The sequence below is a fragment of the Lysobacter sp. CA199 genome (genome assembly GCF_052078715.1).
In the GTDB taxonomy this organism is placed as follows: Bacteria; Pseudomonadota; Gammaproteobacteria; order Xanthomonadales; family Xanthomonadaceae; genus Lysobacter.
The window spans coordinates 1-17282 of sequence record NZ_JBQJIL010000013.1; the positions used below are offsets into that span (position 1 = coordinate 1).

General features: G+C 65.9%; 8 protein-coding genes. 6 read left to right on the forward strand and 2 right to left on the reverse strand.

Annotation, left to right across the window (positions count from 1 at the left end; genetic code table 11):
• Positions 1–1718: 1718 nt before the first annotated feature.
• The 6 genes from ACTOWJ_RS22505 to ACTOWJ_RS22530 all read left to right on the forward strand — a co-directional run bounded on the left by ACTOWJ_RS22505 (position 1719) and on the right by ACTOWJ_RS22530 (position 15090).
• Complete coding sequence (locus ACTOWJ_RS22505; RefSeq protein ID WP_441336857.1) at positions 1719–7865, forward strand: SDR family NAD(P)-dependent oxidoreductase; 6147 nt, start codon at positions 1719–1721, stop codon at positions 7863–7865.
• A 34-nt stretch (positions 7866–7899) separates the two neighbouring features.
• Positions 7900–9210 carry an aminotransferase class I/II-fold pyridoxal phosphate-dependent enzyme gene (locus tag ACTOWJ_RS22510; protein WP_441336858.1) on the forward strand — a complete coding sequence of 437 codons (1311 nt, stop codon included), beginning with the start codon at positions 7900–7902 and terminating at the stop codon, positions 9208–9210.
• 91 nt (positions 9211–9301) lie between these two features.
• On the forward strand, positions 9302–10141 hold the full coding sequence (locus tag ACTOWJ_RS22515) for an outer membrane lipoprotein-sorting protein (RefSeq protein WP_441336859.1): 840 nt from the start codon (positions 9302–9304) through the stop codon (positions 10139–10141).
• On the forward strand, positions 10138–11355 hold the full coding sequence (locus tag ACTOWJ_RS22520) for a hypothetical protein (protein ID WP_441336860.1): 1218 nt from the start codon (positions 10138–10140) through the stop codon (positions 11353–11355). The genes ACTOWJ_RS22515 and ACTOWJ_RS22520 overlap by 4 nt, the downstream gene beginning before the upstream one ends.
• 51 nt (positions 11356–11406) lie before the next feature.
• Positions 11407–13803, forward strand: a complete 2397-nt coding sequence (locus tag ACTOWJ_RS22525) for an efflux RND transporter permease subunit (protein WP_441336861.1) — start codon at positions 11407–11409, stop codon at positions 13801–13803.
• 234 nt (positions 13804–14037) lie between these two features.
• The gene (locus ACTOWJ_RS22530; RefSeq protein ID WP_441336862.1) at positions 14038–15090 is read left to right on the forward strand and encodes a saccharopine dehydrogenase family protein; all 1053 of its coding nucleotides are present in this window, start codon (positions 14038–14040) and stop codon (positions 15088–15090) included.
• Positions 15091–15112: 22 nt separating this feature from the next.
• Here ACTOWJ_RS22530 and ACTOWJ_RS22535 read toward each other — a convergent pair whose 3' ends face one another.
• Both ACTOWJ_RS22535 and ACTOWJ_RS22540 read right to left on the reverse strand, forming a co-directional pair.
• Positions 15113–16453: a sensor histidine kinase gene (locus ACTOWJ_RS22535; protein ID WP_441336863.1), complete on the reverse strand. Its 1341-nt coding sequence runs from the start codon at positions 16451–16453 to the stop codon at positions 15113–15115.
• Entirely contained in the window at positions 16450–17190 is a 741-nt protein-coding gene (locus ACTOWJ_RS22540) for a response regulator (protein WP_441336864.1), read from the reverse strand. The genes ACTOWJ_RS22535 and ACTOWJ_RS22540 overlap by 4 nt, the downstream gene beginning before the upstream one ends.
• Between the last annotated feature and the right edge of the window lie 92 nt (positions 17191–17282).

Genomic DNA, 17282 nt, shown 5'->3' on the forward strand with positions numbered 1-17282 from the left:
GCACAGCGCCTTGAACTACAGACCACCAGCGCCCGAGGCCTTCATGCCTGCCAACGCAAGTGCACATCCACGTTTAGCCGCTTAAACTAACTTTACTTCTGGACCAGTTAACGCAGGCCAGTCAATCCACTACGGACTTGGTGAGTCTCGCCATCGTTGAAGTCCTCGCGTAAGTGCAGCGTAAGCAGTCCACGCAAATGTAGGACAACTTCCGACAAAGACGCAACGACTTTAAGGTTATGATTCGTAAAGGAAAATTAGACTTACGGAGGCTTCGTGAGGCTAGGTAAAAGCTGGTCGCTGAATACTTGAAAACCGCCGAAGGGTCAAACCTTCCGTGGGTTCGAATCCCACTCTCTCCGCCATACACTTTTTAAACAGTCGATTTTACCGCGTTTAATTTACTGTTCGTGGTGGACCAATGCGTTCACCCCTGTCTTCATTGCCGTACGCCGCAGCCATAGGTTCCAACGAAGGCGAACCGACGGCCGTCGTCCTCGCACAGCGCCGCGGGGTCTGCTGACGCCACTGTCCGCGAGCCGGCTGAGGATGCACCAGGCTTCAGCGCAGTTTTTTTCGACGTCGACCTCTGGTGCACCTGGTTTCAGGTTTGAATTCTCTTGGGTCCACCACTGCGCATTGCCCCCGCTGACTCCCGTTAGCGCTCACAGCCGGTACGACGCCATCCGCCGCGGCAGCTCGACCAGACGCTCGTACATCATCTGTCGCTGCGAACTCCAATCGGTCTGGGCCGGCAGCGAAGCGAACAGGCGCTGACATTGGTTGGCGTCGAACTGCCAGGCACATAGCGCAGGCCGTCCTCGGCATCGCGTACTGATTACGCAGCTCGCTTGCGAACGAGGAGTCCGGAGCATGCGCAGATCATGTCGGCGCCTGATCTCAACATGAGACATGCCAACCTCGGTCGCCGGATCGGTCGCGGTCGTGTTGCATGACGATCTTATTTCGGTCGCAACGCGACGGATCCCACAAAGCGCCCGCTAGTTGGCGCACATCTTTCGGCAGAGAGCAGTCACGAAACCATACTTCGGCGAATTTACTGGTTTTCCAGAGAATTCGCGGTTTCGCGTCGATTACTTGTCGAAAAAATCAACGTCTCATGACGTGCGATGCGCTCACGATGCGATGAGCATCTCAATGAAGCGTATTCAAGCGTCGAAGCAACTGGAAATTACGTCTCACTACTGAAATGCGCACTTGTGGTGCTTGTCATCGACGTGCCGAATAATCATCTCCGACAGTACGCGCTTCGATCGCCCGATTGAATTTCTTGTGGGCGATGCGAGGCGCGAATCGTCCATGCGCCACCGCAGATCGGGATGAACGAATCGGAGGCCTAGCGAATACATGGATATTGGGGGATGTGTTGCATTCGAGCAACATCGATGAAGTCCGGTATTTAAAGCGACTTGCGTTTGACTGTTTCGTGCCCCGACACGCGAGCCACGGCTTGCGCGGGACCATTCGCACGTCGCTACAAGGAAGAGCACTGCGCTAACGGAATCTGTTTAAAAAAGCACGACCCCACACCTATCGGAATCAGGCGCACAAACGCGCCCACGGTCACTTTCCACGCGGCCGACGCCCCACTGCGCGATCTCGAATCGCCGCGGAGACGTCGCAGTGCGCGAGGAGCGATCGGGCCGGATCGTGGGGTCTTTCAACTCACTTATTCGGAAATGGACGGTTCTCAGGTTATGGATATCAAGGCTAATCGGGCGGCCTCGGGCCGCGTGGCGAAGGTCGCGGTGATCGGCGCGGCGTGCCGTTTTCCGGGCGAATCCAATACGCCGGAAAGCTTCTTTCGCAACCTCCTGCAAGGGCAGAACTATGTCGGGCCGGTGCCCGAGGACCGTTGGGCGGTCGATAAATTCCTCAACGAACGCGATGTCGCCGGCAAGGCCTATGTCTGCTTCGGTCATTTCCTCAGGGATTACGACTACCGCGGCTTCGACGCCGACTTCTTCCACTTCTCGCCGCGCGAAGTGGAGTTCCTCGACCCCCAGCAGCGCCTGCTGCTGGAGTTGAGCTGGGAAGCGATGGAGAACGCCGGCCTCGATGTCGAGGCGTTGGCCGGCTCGCAGACCGGCGTGTTCGTCGGCGGTTTCACCGTCGATCATCTGTTGAATCAGTTCGGCGCCGGCGCGCGCGATGCGATCGGCTCGCACAGTGCGGCCGGCGCGACCTTGACGATGCTGTCCAATCGGGTCTCGTACGCATTCGATTTCTGCGGGCCGAGCCTGTCGCTCGACACCGCGTGCTCGTCGTCGCTGGTCGCTTTCGCCCAGGGCGTGACTTCGATCCTGACCGGCCAGTGCGAAACCGCCTTGGTCGGCGGCGCGAACTTCATCCTGCGCCCGGAGTACACCATCGCCATGTCCAAGGGCCGGTTCCTGGCCAAGGACGGCCGGTCCAAGAGCTTCGACGCGCGCGCCGACGGTTACGGCCGCGGCGAAGGCGGCGGCGTGGTAGTGCTCAAGGATCTCGACGCCGCATTGCGCGACGGCGACGAAATTTTCGCCATCGTCGACGGCGCCGGCGTCAATCAGGACGGCCGTACCAGCGGCATCACCGTGCCCAATCCTGAAGCGCAGCGCGCCTTGATGGAAAAAGTGTTGGTGCAAAGCGGCTGCACGGCGAGCGAGGTCGATTACATCGAAGCTCACGGCACCGGCACGCCGGTCGGAGACCCGCGCGAAACCCGCGCGATCGCCGATGTCTACGGCCGCGACGGCGATTGCGTAGTCGGTTCGGTCAAGGCCAACATCGGCCACCTGGAAGCCGCCGCTGGCGTCGCCAGCGTGATCAAGTCGGTGATGATGCTGCGGCACAAACTGGTGCCGCCGGTCGCCGGGCTGGAACAGGTCAATCCGGAAATTCCCAAGGAAGTACGCTTGCCGCGCGAGACCCTCGCGCTCGGCGCAGGCGAGGGCGAACGCCGCATCGCGATCAACTCCTTCGGTTACGGCGGCACCAACGCGCACGTCATCATCGGTTCTTACCCGCAATCCGACACGTCGCAGAGCGACGCTCCGGCGGATACGACGTCGGTCAAGCTGCTGCCGCTGTCGGCGCGCGATCCGCAAGCCTTGCGCGCGCGTGCGCGCCAACTCGCCGAGATGCTGGAATCGCCGCAAGCGCCGGCCCTCGACGATCTGCTGTTCACCGCCGGCGTGCGCCGCACTCACATGAGTCATCGTCTGGCGGTGTGGGGCGAGGACCGCGATCAGCTGGCGATGGCCTTGCGCCAGTTCGCGGCAGGCGAGGAAACCGCGGCCGGTGTCGAAGGCGCGCGCCCGTTCACCGCCGATCCGCGCATCGCCTTCGTCTACACCGGCATGGGCCCGCAGTGGTGGGCGATGGGTCGCGAACTGCTGCGCGAGAACGCCGTGTTCCGCGACACGCTGGAACAGGCCGATGCCTTGTTCACTCGCATCGCTGGGTTCTCGATCCTGGAAGAGATGACCCGCGACGAAATCGATTCGCGCATCAAGCGCACCGAGTTCGCCCAGCCGGCGAATCTGATGATCCAGATCGGATTGACCCAGGCGCTGCGCGCCGAAGGCATCGTCGCCGACGCCGTGGTCGGCCATTCGGTCGGCGAAGTCGCGTCGAGCTGGGCCTCGGGCATGTTGTCGCTGGAAGAAGCGCTGCTGGTCAGCCGCGAACGCAGCCGCATCCAGGCCACCACCGCCGGCACCGGCGGCATGCTGGCGCTGGGTTTGTCGGCGCAGGACGCGGCCGAAGCGATCGCGCCCCACGGCGGTCTGGTGTCGCTGGCGGCGATCAACTCACCGCGCAGCGTGACCGTGGCCGGCGACCGCGACGCGCTCGAAGCCATTCGCGCGGCCGCCGAGGCCAACAAGATCTTCGCTCGCGCGCTTGATGTCGAAGTGCCGTACCACAGCCCGTTGATGGAGCCGTTGAAGCCGGAAATCTGCGAGAAGCTCGCCAGCCTGCGTCCGAACCGGCCCGAGACCGCGTTGTATTCGACCGTCACCGGCGGTCTGATCGGCGAAGGCGGCAGCGAGCGCGGCTTCGACGCCGAGTACTGGTGCGACAACGTCCGCAACCCGGTCTACTTCGCCGATGCGATAACCGCCATGATCGACGACGGCTATACCCTGTTCGTCGAAGTCGGCCCGCACCCGGTGCTGCGCCGTTCGCTGGAGGAAATCAGCGCCGCGCGCAACGTCGAGACCCGCATCGCCTCGACCTTGTGGATGAACAAGCCCGAGACCGCTTCGCTGCGCCGCAGCCTGTGCGAGATCTACACCCACGGCGGCGCCGTCGATTGGCAGGCGCGCACGCCGCGCGGCCGCCAGTTGCAGTTGCCGACCTATCCCTGGCAGCGCCAGCCGTTGTGGCGCGAGGCCTCGTGGCAAAGTCGCGACCGTCTCGACGTGCAGCAGGCCCCGCTGAGCGCGTCCGAAGGCGGCGCCGACCTGAACCTGCGCCGGCTCAATTATTTGTTCGATCACGTCGTCGACGGTTCGGCGATCATGCCCGCCGCCGGCTATCTGGAAGCGCTGTGCGAGGAAGGCCGCCGCCGTTGGCCCGACAGCGCCGGTCTGTGCGTGCGCGACGTGCACATCCACCAGGCGTTGATCCTCGATCACGACCGCGCCCTGCGCCTGGACGTGCGCTTCGATCCGACCACCCATCGCGCCGGCTTGTATTCGCGTGATGCCAGTGTGCACGGCGTATCGCTGCTGCACACCGAGGCGTCGATCCATCCGTACAGCGGCCGCTCGATCGTGGCGACGATCGACGCGCCGCAAGGCGAAGGCGTCGAAACCCTCGATCCCGAAGCGCTGTACGTCGATCTGCACGATCTGTCCTTGCAGTACGGACCGGCGTTCCGTCCGATCGTGGCGTTGCGCCGTGATCGCGCCCACGGCGTCGCCGAAGCCGAACTGACCCGGCCGCAGATCGCGGGCGAGGGCACCGAAGCCTACATCCTGCATCCCTCGCTGCTCGACGGCTGCTTCCAGACCGCATTGACCCTGATGCACGCCAGCGAAGGCGCGTATCTGCCGGTGTCGCTGAAAGCACTGGAAGTGTATGCGCCGCTGCCGGAGACCATCGTCTGCCGCACGCGCATCAGCGAACGCAGCGCGGCGCAGATCGTTTGCGATTTAGAACTCAGCGATCGCGCCGGCACGCCGTTGGCGCGTATCGAAGGCCTGGTGTGCCGTTCTCTGCACGGCCGCGGCAAGGCCGACGGTTTCCCGGCCGGCGATTACCAGCGGGTGTGGAAACTGCTCGGCGAACGCGTCGCCGGGCGCGGAACGGTTCGGCGTTTGCTGATCGCCGCGCATCCGGGCGATGCCTTGGCGCAGCTGCTGGAACAGATCGCCGCGCGGCAGGATGTCGCGGTGGATCGCTGCGCCTGGAGCGAGTTGGCCGGACATCCGCGCTTGAACGAGGTTTCGCACGTGCTCGGCCTGGCCTGGGCCGGTCGCGGCGCCGACATGGATGTCACCGGCGAAGACGAAATCGCCGAGATGCTGCTCGCGGTGCAAGCCCTCGCGGCGCAGTCGCGGCCCTTGTCGCTGCGAGTGGTGACCCGCGATGCGCAGCGCCTGGGCGACGATGAACGCGTCGCCCCCGCGCAGACCGCGGTCGCCGGTTTCATCCGTGTGGTCCGCAACGAATACGCCTCGCTGGATGCGGCCTCCATCGATATCGCCGCTGCCGACGCCGACGCGCTGGCGCAACGGGTCTTCGACGAAGCCCTGACCGATCAAACCGTCGACGAAATCGCGCTGCGCGACGATGCGCGTTACGGGGCTGTGATGCTGCAGAGCGGCGTACTGCAACAGCCGCTGCGCTTGCCGGCCGGTGGCACGACCTCGCCGGCGGTGGAGCTGAGCCATCATGCCTTCGCTTACTCGGCGCAATTGCTGCCGCAGCAGTCGCTGGCCGACGATGCCTACGAATTGCGCGTGGAGCGTCTGGGCCTCCAATTGGGTCATGAATCCGACCCGGTCGGCGTGATCGGTACCATCGTCCGTGCCGGTCGCGACGCCAACCGCTTCGTCGTCGGCGATCGCGTCGCCGGCCTGGTGCCGCGCCGCTTGTCGAACGCATTGGTGGTAAGCGACGCCGAGTGCGTGCTCGAAGCGGTCACTCAGGCGCACACGCGCTCGGCGCTGATCGCCCCGGTCGAAGCCCGCGCGGCGGCGATCGTCGCGACCTGCGCGCCGCAGCCGGGTCAACGCGCCCTGATCGCTCACGGCGTCTTCGGCGATGCCTTGGCGCGGCGTTTGAGCGTCGTCGGCGTCCAGGTAGCGCGGGTGGCCGCGGACTTGTCGGATTGGGACCGCGTCGCGCATTGCCGCGGCTACGACCTGATTGCGGTGTCGCTGTCGGAGTGGAGCCGCCAGGTCGGCTTCTTCGCGCTCGCCAAGGGCGGGCAGCTGATCGAACTCGGCCACGACACAGCGCCGTTCGCCCTGCCTGCGCATTGCGACCGCCTGGTGCGGCTGCGCAACGATCTCGACAGCCTGCATGGCAGCGAGTCGTACCGTCAGGCGCTGCGCGAGGTGTTGGCCGAGGACGAACCGTCGCCGGGCTTGGATGCGAGCATCGGTTTCGCCGATCTGCTTCGCATCGGCAGCGACGCCGCGGCCGAATTCGGCGGCGACTGGATCGCGGTCGAAATCGCCGAGGACACGCGCGAATTCGACGCCGATGCGTCCGATCTGCCGCAACTGCGCCGCGACGGCACCTACTTGTTGACCGGCGGCTTCGGCGGTCTGGGGCGCGAGGTCGCGCGCTGGTTGGCGCGCAACGGCGCCGGCCGCATCGCCTTGGTCGGCCGCCGTGGCGGCGACACGCCGGGCGCGGCCGAACTGATCGAAGAACTGCGCGCGCTCGGCGCCGAGGCCACCGCGCACGCGGTCAACATCGCCGTGCCCCAGGCAGTGCTGCAACTGGTCCGCGAACTGCACAAGCCCAAGGCGCCGCTGCTGGGGATCTACCACGCGGCCGGCGTGTTGGAGGACCATCTGCTCGGCGACATGAATCCGGTGCACGTGCAACGCGTGCTGCGGCCGAAGGCCGGCGGCGCATGGGCGCTGCATGAGGCCGCGCACAAGGTCGGCGCGCCGTTGGAGCAGTTCGTGCTGTTTTCCTCGATCGCCAACCTGGTCGGCAACAGCCGTCAGGCCAATTACTGCGCCGCCAACGGATTCCTCGACGGTCTGGCACAGCTGCGACGCTCGCAAGGACTGCCGGCGCTGAGCGTCAACTTCGGCGCCATCGCCGGTGTCGGCATGCTCGAAGGCGATGCCCGCGTCGGCCAGCACCTGAGCCAGATCGGTCTGACCCCGCTCGATGTGCAGATCGCGTTGCGCGGCCTGGGCCGCGCGCTGACCAAGCAATTGGCGCAGGTCGCGATTTCCGAACAGATCGCCTGGGAGAAGTGGGCCGCGTACGAAAGCGTCGGTGGTGCGTCTGCGGCCTTCGTCGAACTGGTTGCGGCCAGTCGCGCGGCGCAAGCCGGCGATGCGTCGCTGATCGAACAACTGCATACCGCATTGGGCGGTCTGGAAGACGGCGGTGCGCGCCCGATCTTGCAAGAACTGATCGCCGAAGTCGTGGCGGCGGGACTCAAGACCAGCGCCGATCGGCTCAAGCCAGAGCAATCGTTCGACTCGTTCGGAGTGGATTCGCTGATGTCGACCGAGATCCAGATCCGGCTCGACCAGAAACTCGGCGTCAGCTACTCGGTGATCGAACTGCTCGGCGCAGCGACCATCGCCAAGCTGGCCGATCGCGCCTTGGCGGACATTCGCGGCAAATACGCCGCGACCGACGCCGAACTGCAAGCGGCCTGACCTTCCGACCTTCAACCAGCCAAGGACGACTTCAATGTCCACTACTTCCAAAGCCGCACTGGACGCGCTACTCGGCAAAGTGCGCTCCGGCATCGCAAACAACGCGCCGGTCCCGCCTGCGGCGCAGAGCATGCTGCCGCCGAGCGTCACCGATTACCCCGAACATGCCTTGCTCGAACGCCTGCGCTCGCTGTACCGCGAAGGCAGCGGTCTTCGCAATCCGTACTTCCTGCCGCGCAGCGGCGAGGTCACCGGCGGCCTGCGTATCGCCGGCCGGGACTACGTGACCTATTCGAACTACAACTACCTGGGCTTGTCGCACGACGTGCGGGTCAAGCACGCGGTGCACGATGCGATCGACCGTTACGGCTGCCACGCCGGCGCGGCGCGCATGGTGGGCGGCGAGATCGAGTTGCACGCGCAACTGGAAGCCGAGCTGGCCGAGTTCACCGGCTTCGAGGCGGTCAGCGTCGGCGTCGGCGGCTACAGCGCCAATGTCTCGGCGGTGGGCTATCTGCTCGATCGCCGGGATCTGATCCTGCACGACGAGTACATGCACAACAGCGGCGTCATGGGCGCGGTGATGTCGGGCGCGCGTCGGATAGCGTTCCCGCACAACGACATGGACGCGCTGGACCGTCTGCTCGGCGAAAATCGCGGCCAGTACCGGCGCGCCTTGATTCTGGTCGAAGGCGCTTACAGCATGGATGGCGATCTGATCGACCTGCCGCGCGCGGTCGAAATCAAGAACAAGCACGGCGCGTGGCTGATGGTCGACGAGGCCCATTCCTGCGGCACAGTCGGCGCGACCGGGCGCGGGGTGTGCGAGCACTTCGGTATCGACACCAGCGAAATCGATCTTGTCGTCGGCACCTTGTCCAAGAGTTTCGCCAGCTGCGGCGGCTTCCTGGCCGGAAAGCGCGAGTTGATCGAACTGCTGCATCACTTCTGTCCCGGCCTGTTGCTCTACAGCACCGGCATCAGCCCGGCCAACACCGCCGCGGCGCTGGCCGCGGTGCGCTTGGCGCGGGCCGAGCCCGAGCGCGTCGTGCGCCTGCAGCACAATGCGCGGCGCTTCCGCGAAATGGCGCTGGAACGCGGCCTGGATGCGCGCACTTGCCTGGCCGGCGTGCCGATCGTGCCGTTGATGATTCAGGACGAGAGCGCCTTGCAGCTGATGTCGATGCTGCTGGAGAACGGTGTCGTCGCGCATGCGGTGATGCACCCGGTGGTGCCTCGCGATGCCGCGCGCCTGCGCTGCTTCATCAGCGCCGAACACGATGCGTCGATGTTCGAGCGCACGTTGGACCTGCTCGCGGCGCATGTCGCCGCCGACGCAGCTTGAGCATTCGCGAATGCGGCGGCTCGAACCTGGCACGGCCGAGCCCACCTGAATCCCGTAACCGACTTTGTCTCCCCCTCGATAAGGAACCAACATGAAAAGGACGCTCAACGCGGCCGCGCTGATCGCGCTCGCCGTCTTGGCCTCGGTCCAGCCGGCGCTCGCCGCGGATGCCGGCAAGCCCGCCGCGACCGCGCCGGTCTCCGAGCAGATCAAGCGAGGCCGCGAAATCGCCGGCACCGTCGATCGCAACGACGCCGGTTTCGCCGACTATGTGGTCAACGGCCGCATGACCCTGCGCCGTCCCGGCGGCGCCACCGCCGAGCGCAGTTTCGAGATGAACACGCTGGAGGTGCGCGACGGCGGCGACAAGCGTCTGGTCGTGTTCTCGCAGCCGCGCGATCTGGCCGGCTTCGTCTCGCTGACTTTCACCAATGCCGGCGCACCGGACGACCAGTGGATCTATCTGCCCGCGGCCAAGCGGGTCAAGCGTCTGGCGGCGCGCGACAAGACCGGTTCGTTCGCCGGCTCGGAGTTCTCCTACGAGGACATCGCGACTTGGGAACTGGCCAACTACGACTACGAGTTCGTCCGCGACGAGCCCTGCGGCGAGCCTAAGGCGACCTGCCACACCATCGCCAATCTGCCCAAGTACGAGTATTCGGGCTATTCCAAGTTGGTCGAGACGATCGATCCGCGCATCTGGCAGCCGGTGCGCATCGTCTATTTCGACAAGAGCGGGCGCGAACTCAAGCGCCTGGATTTCCACGGCTATCAGAAGTTCGACGGCAAGTTCTGGCGCCCGAGCCGTATCGTCATGACCAATCTGCTCGACAAGGCGGTGTCGGAAATCTCCTGGGACCAGTATCGCTTCAAGATCGGTTTGAAGGCCGGCGACTTGACCGACGCACGCATGGAGTCCTGGTCGCGATGAGGCAGGCGCCGACGCCGGCCGGTTGGCTGGCCTGCGCGGCGATGCTGTCGCTGACGCCCGCCGCGCCCGCCGCGCACGCCGCGCACGCCGCGAGTCTGCGCGGCGCGGTCGGCGGCGAGGCGCGCGTGTACGCCGATGCGCCGGCTTTTGCCGATCAGGATCGCGATCGCACCCAAGGTTCGGCCTATGTCAGCCTCAACGCCTCGGGGCAGGCGCAGGGTGGGGTGCGTTTCGATCTGGATCTGTTCGGGCGACTGGCGCCGCGCGGGTCGCATGAGGCGAGCGGCGACGTGCGCCAGGCGACGGTGCGCTGGGACAGCGGCAAGACCGAATGGAAACTGGGCGTGCTGGCCGAAACCTGGGGCGTGCTGGAGGCCTGGAACCCGGTCGATATCATCAACCAGCGCGACCTGGCCGAGGACTTCCAAGGCGACGTGAAGCTGGGCCAGCCCGGCGCAGTCGCTAATTTGCAACTTCAGAACACGCTGCTGTCGTTCTATGCCACGACCTATGCGCGCGGTCGCCGCTACGCCGAAGACGAAGATCGTCTGCGTGCGTTGCCGGCGCCGATCGTCGAGGAAGCCTTCGAACGCGGGCGCTGGGCGCCAGGTCTGGCGATGCGGGCGAAGTTCCGCCTCGGCTCGTTGGATCTGGCCGTCTCGCAATACGCTGGCCCATCGCGCGAACCGGTGTTGCAACCACTGGCCGGGCGCAATGGCCTGCGCGGTTTCCGCGCCGTGTACGAACGCATCGGCCAGACCGGGCTGGAAGCGCAGTACGTGGCCGGCGACAGCGTGTTCAAGGCCGAATTGATCCACCAGCAGGGCGGCACCGATGATTTCTGGGGCGGCGGAGTCGGCATGGAAACCGGCTTCAGCAAGTTCGCCGGCGGCGCTGGCGATCTGGCCTTGTACGCCGAGTACTACGCCGATACCCGCAGCGCCGACGCGCCGTTGACGCCGTTCCAACGCGATGTCTTCATCGGCGCGCGCTACACCTGCAACGACGCTCACGACACCGTGCTGGAACTGCGCAGCACCTACGACTTGCAGCGTCATTCCAATCTGCTCGATGCGCGCGCCCAGCGGCGCGTGTTCGGCGATGCGGTTCTGTCGCTGTCGTTGATCAAGGCGTTCGATGCGCAGCGCGATCCGGCCCTGCGCGGTTTCGAGCGCGACACCCATATGAAGATCGGTTTCGCCTGGTATTTCTGACCGCTCGTCACGACCACTATCCACCATAGCAACCATCACGGGATCGCAAGGATGAGCAGCAAAAGTTCAGCCAATCACGACGCTTCGCGGCATCGGCCTGTCGGCCGCATGCAGGCGTTGTTGCGGGCCTATGCGGCCTGGGTCACCAGTCATCCCTGGTGGGTATTGCTGGGCTCGGTGTTGTTCGCCGCCGCGCTCAGCGCCGGCATGGCGCAACTGACGTTCCGCAGCGACAGCCGGGTGTTCTTCGCGCAGACCAATCCGGACTTGCTGGCGCTCGACAAGTTCGAGGCCACCTACGGTCGCGACGATACCTTGGTGTTCGTGGTCGGCGCGCGCGACGGCGATCTGTTCACCGCCAAACGCCTGGCCGCGATCAACGAGCTCACCGACGCGGCGTGGAAATTGCCCGACGTCAAACGAGTCGATTCGTTGACCAATTTCCAACGCGCCCTGGCGGTCGGCGACGATATCCAGATCGACCAGCTCGCTCGCTCGGGCGATCGTCTCAGCGACCAGGATGCGGCGCGGCTCAAGAGCGAGGCCTTGAAGGAACCGCTGTTGGTCGGGCGGATGCTGGCCGGCGACGCGCGATTGGGCTTGGTCGCGGTGAACTTCCGCTTCGATCCAAAGACCGTGTCGGACCAGACGCTGACCGCGATGACCGCCGGCAAGAAACTCGTCGAAGACTTCGCCAAGCGCCATCCCGATCTTGAAGTGGGACTGTCGGGCTCGATCGCGCTCGATCATGCCTTCGTCGAGGCCAGCACCTTCGACAGCTCGGTGTTGCTGCCGGCGATGGTGCTGGTGCTGCTGGGCATCATCGTGTTCGTGCTGCGCTCGGCCGCCGGCGCGCTGGCGACCTTGTGCGTGATCACCTTGGGCACCCTGAGCGCCCTGGGCACCGCCGCCTTGCTCGGCGTGCCGTTGTCCTCGCCGAGCGTGATCGCGCCCAACATCATTCTGACCATCGCCTGCTGCGACTGCATCCATCTGTGCTCGGGCATGATGCGCCTGCGCCGCGAAGGCCTGAGCCGCCGCGACGCAGTGCGCGAAGTGTTGACCGAGTGCTGGTGGCCGGTCACGTTGACCACGATCACCACCTCGATCGGGTTCCTGTCGCTGGTGTTCAGCGCGGTGCCGCCGTTCGCCCATCTGGGCATCATCGTCGCCCTGGGCTCGGTGCTGACCTGGGCGTTGACGGTGACCTTCCTGCCGGCGCTGCTGTGTGTGCTGCCGTGGAAGGGATCGGCCAAGACCTTGCCGGCCGAAACCCTGAGCATCCGCGTCGCCGGCATGGTGATGAAGCGTCCGCGGCAAGTGCTGGCGGTGGTGGTCGTGGCGGCGGCGACTCTGAGCGCGTTCGCGTTCACCAATCGCCTCGACGATCGCTACGTGCGCTATTTCGACGACAGCTACAGCTTCCGTCAGGCCACCGACCGGCTCAATCAGGAACTCGGCGGCTTTTATACCCTGGAGTTCTCGCTCGATGCCGGCGAAGCCGATGGCATCGCCCGCAACGACTATCTGCTGCAGGTCGATCGCTTCGCGCAATGGCTGCGCACCCAGCCTGGCGTGACCCATGTGCACGGTTTGCCGGACATCATGAAGACCGTCAACCGGGCCATGAACGGAGGCGACCAGTCGCAGTATCGGTTGCCCGAATCGCGCGACACCTCGGCGCAGTATCTGGCTCTGTACGAGATGTCGCTGCCGTTCGGCACCGATCTGAAGAACCAGCTCACGGCCGACAAGCGCAGCAGCCGTTTGTCGGTCAATCTCGACGATATGTCGACCGCGGCGATGGCCGATCTGCAAGCGCGCGCGCAGGCCTGGGCCGAGCACAACACGCCGTTGATCGCCGCGTCGGCGCGCGGCACCGGCACCTCGCTGTTGTTCGCGCATATCGGCAATCGCAACATCCAAGAAATGCTCAAGGGCGTGTTCAGCGGCGTGCTGGTGGTGTGGCTGATCTTCCTGATCGCATTCCGCTCGATCGGCCTGAGCATCATCGGCACCATCGCGAACTTCGTGCCGTCGCTGGCGACCCTGGGCGCATGGGCCCTGGTCAACGGCGAAGTCGGCATGGCGGTGGCGACGGTGGCGTCGGTGACCTTCGGCGTCGTCGTCGACGACACCATCCACATGCTCACGACCTATTCGCGCTTGCGGCGCGAGGAAGGCCTGTCGGCTGAAGCGGCGGTGCGCGGCGCGTTCGAGATCGTCGGTCCGGGCATGATCGCGATGACCCTCGCGCTGTCGTCGGGCTTCGCCTGCCTGGCGTTCTCCGGCTTCCAGATCAACGCCTGGATGGGCTTGATGGCGTCGGTGACGATTCTGATCGCGGTGTTGTTCGATCTGCTGTTTATTCCCTCGATCCTGCTCGCGTTCCGCGGTGAGAAACGCGAGCCGGCGCTGCCGGATGGTGCACTGGCCGGGGAAATGTAACGCCGCTACGGATTCGCCGCGCTGCTCAACGACACCGAGGGCAATACCTTCGGCCTGCACTCGATGGAGTAAGCGTCGCGCCTCCGGGTCGCGCTCGCCGCGCGGTCCGGCGCGAGCGCGGATTCTTGCGACGACGGTAACTGGAAATTTCAGCCACTAAAGATTTCGACAGCGGCGGCGAGCGGCGCGTTGTCTCATGAGGCCTGGCCACAAGGCCCTCAGGAGAACGCGTTTATGCAAACCGATCCGACCGCTACGCCCGTCGCCGCCCGCGACATCGCCAACCGCCGCGTCTGCGTGTTCGGCGCTTACGGGCATACCGGGCGTTTCGTGATCGCCCGTTTGCTCGAGCGCGGCTGGGAGCCGGTGCTGTCGGGGCGCGATCCGGGGCGCTTGAATGCCTTGGCGGCGGCGTACCCGCGCAGCACCGTACGGGTGGCGTCGGTGGACGATCCGCGCTCGCTCGACCGCGCGTTGCAGGGCACGGTGGCGGTCTTCAACTGCGCCGGTCCTTTCAGCGAGACCGCAGAACCGGTCATCGAGGCGGCGTTGCGCGCGGGCGTGCATTACCTGGATCCCGCGGCCGAGCAACAGCCGGTGCTCGCGGTGTTCGAACGCCACGCCGAAGCCGCGGTGCGTGCGGGCATCGCGATCGTGCCCGCGATGGCCTTCTATGGCGGACTGGCCGATCTGCTGGTCAGCGTGGCGATGGAGGGCTGGAGCGAGGCGGACTGCGTCGACATCGCGATCGCGCTGGACAGTTGGCATCCCACCGAAGGCAGCCGGATCACCGGCCGCCGCAACACCGCGCGGCGCGTGGTGATCGCCGACGGCGTTCTGCAACCGTTGGCCGATCCGCCGGCGCAGCGCGCGTGGACCTTCGACGGGGCGTTCGGCGAGCAGGAGATGGTCGCGGTGCCGTTCAGCGAAATGTCGTTGATCTCGCGGCATCTGCGAATAGACCGCGTCGACTCCTTCCTCAATCTGACGCCGCTGCGCGATATCCGCAATCCGGATACGCCGCCGCCGGTCGCCGTCGACGACAGCGGTCGTTCGTCGCAGGTGTTCGCCATCGAGGTCAGCGCGCGTCGCAACGGCAGCGAGCGCAGGATCGGCGCGCAGGGGCGCGATATCTACGCGGTGACCGCGCCGCTGCTGGTGGAGGCGCTGGAGCGGATCGTGAGCGGACGCAGCCGCGGCGCCGGGGTATGGGCGCCGGGAGCGACCTTCGATGCGCGCGATTTCATGGCGTCGCTGGCGCCGCAAGCGCTGCAGTGGTCGGCCTGAGCGCGGAGGTCCGCGCCGCGCTTCAGCCGGGCCGCTGCGGCAGCGACAGGATCGCTTGCAGGCCGCCGCCGTCGCGCGGCGACAGGGTCAATGTCGCGCCCAGCGACAGCGACAGTTGCTGGGCGATCGCCAGGCCCAGGCCGGCGCCGCCGCTGTCGCGGTTGCGCGAGGCTTCGATGCGGTAGAACGGCTGCATCACCGCTTCGAGTTCGTGCGCCGGGATGCCCGGGCCGCGGTCGAGCACGCGGATTTCAAGGGTGTCGCCGTCGATAGTGCCGCCCTCGACGCGTGCGAGTTCGAGCTCGGCCGCGCCGGCGTACTTGAGCGCGTTGTCGAGCAGATTGCCGACGATGCGGCGCAGCGCATGCGGGCGGGTGAATATCGGCGCGCCGAGGTTTCCGCTCAATGCGACCGCTTTGCCGGTGTCCTGGTAATCGCAGACCAAACTGTCGAGGAATGCATCCAGATCGAGCTTGATCGCCGCTTCGGCCGTGCCGTGCGCGCTGCGCGCATAGGCGACGCCTTCGCGCACCAGATGCTCCATCTCGCCCAGATCGCCGAGCAGCTTGTCGCGTTCGGGCGATTCGTCCATGGCTTCGGTGCGCAGGCGCATGCGCGTGATCGGGGTTTGCAGGTCGTGCGAAATCGCCGCGAGGATCTGCAGGCGTTCGCGCAGGTACGCAGCGATGCGGTCCTGCATCGCGTTGAACGCCGACACCGCCTTGGCGACTTCGGTCGGACCGCCTTCCTGCAAGGGCGCGCCGCCGCCGCTGGGACTGAGCGAATCGGCCGCGCTGGCGAGCCAGGCCAGGGGCTTGGTGGCCAGGCGCACCGCGAACCAGGCGCACAGCAGCAACAACGCCAACTGGGCGACGAGTACGAACGGCAGCCATTGCGCGACCGGCATGGTCGAGGGCGTGACTTCGACGATCAGCGGTTGTCCGTCGCTCAGGGTGAGGTGCACTTGAAAGCGTTCCGGCCGCACCGAGATGGTGTCGGCGCGCACCGGAAAGCGCGGGCCGAGCGCCGCGCCGATCAGCCGGGTGATGTTCTGCGCTCGCTCGCTCAATTGCGGTTGGCCGGGTTCGCCGGCGCCGAGCACGTAACGGTAGGTGCGGCGCTTGAGTTGCGGCAGCCACTGCGTGCGCTCGGAGGCGGGAATGCGGTCGAGCACTGCGACCGAGGTGATCACGTCCTGCTCCAGATTGCCGAGCATCATCGAGGTGGCGGTGACGTAACGCTCGTAGAACAACAGTCCGAACGACAATCCGTGCGCCAACAGCAGGCCGGCGAACAGGATCAGGTACAGCCGCGAGGCGATGCTGCGCGGCAGCCATTTGGAACCGGCTACGTGCGCGCTCATGCCTCGTCGCCGACCAAGGTGACGGGCATGGAGAACACATAGCCCTCGCTGCGCACGGTCTTGATGTAGGTTTGTTCGCGCGCGCCATCCTGCAGGCGCTGGCGCAGGCGGCTCACCAGCAGATCGATGGAGCGGTCGAAATGCTCCGCATCGCGGCCCTGGGTCAGACTCAGCAACTGGTCGCGGCTGAGCACGCGTTGGGGATGATCGAGGAACACCCGCAACAGACGGAACTCGGCGCCGCTGAGCGCGACGGCGGTGTCCTGCGGATCGAGCAGGTGGCGCGCGGTGGTGTCCAGGCGCCATTGGCCGAAAGCGAGCAGGCGGCTGGCTTCGCTGATCTGCAGGTTCGGCGGCAGCATGCGCGTGCGCCGGATCACCGCGTTGATCCGCGCCAACAGTTCGCGCGCCGAGAACGGCTTGACCACGTAATCGTCGGCGCCCATTTCCAGGCCGATGATGCGGTCGGTGGCGTCGTCGCGCGCGGTCAGCATCAGCACCGGAATCGAGCGGTGCTTGCCGGCGCGCAGGTTGCGGCACAGCACCAGGCCGTCTTCGCCGGGCATCATCACGTCGAGCACGATCAGGTCGACCGCCTGGGTGTCGAGCAGCGCGCGCATCTCTCGGCCGTCGGCGGCGGTGCTGGCGCGCAGTCCGTTCTTGTGCAGATAGTCGGCGACCATCTCGCGGATGTCGCGATCGTCGTCGACGATCAGGATGTGATCAACGTGTTTCATGCACCGATCCTGCCGAATGAAAGGCCGCTGTGCCGGGCCGCGCTCGCCGCGATTATGCCACCGGGCGGGCGCGGCGCCGGCCGAAGCGCGGA

Coding starts and splice junctions, on each gene's coding strand:
- ACTOWJ_RS22505 (WP_441336857.1), top strand. CDS start 1,719: ATGGATATCAAGGCTAATCGGGCGGCCTCGGGCCGCGTGGCGAAGGTC.
- ACTOWJ_RS22510 (WP_441336858.1), top strand. CDS start 7,900: ATGTCCACTACTTCCAAAGCCGCACTGGACGCGCTACTCGGCAAAGTG.
- ACTOWJ_RS22515 (WP_441336859.1), top strand. CDS start 9,302: ATGAAAAGGACGCTCAACGCGGCCGCGCTGATCGCGCTCGCCGTCTTG.
- ACTOWJ_RS22520 (WP_441336860.1), top strand. CDS start 10,138: ATGAGGCAGGCGCCGACGCCGGCCGGTTGGCTGGCCTGCGCGGCGATG.
- ACTOWJ_RS22525 (WP_441336861.1), top strand. CDS start 11,407: ATGAGCAGCAAAAGTTCAGCCAATCACGACGCTTCGCGGCATCGGCCT.
- ACTOWJ_RS22530 (WP_441336862.1), top strand. CDS start 14,038: ATGCAAACCGATCCGACCGCTACGCCCGTCGCCGCCCGCGACATCGCC.
- ACTOWJ_RS22535 (WP_441336863.1), bottom strand. CDS start 16,453: ATGAGCGCGCACGTAGCCGGTTCCAAATGGCTGCCGCGCAGCATCGCC.
- ACTOWJ_RS22540 (WP_441336864.1), bottom strand. CDS start 17,190: ATGAAACACGTTGATCACATCCTGATCGTCGACGACGATCGCGACATC.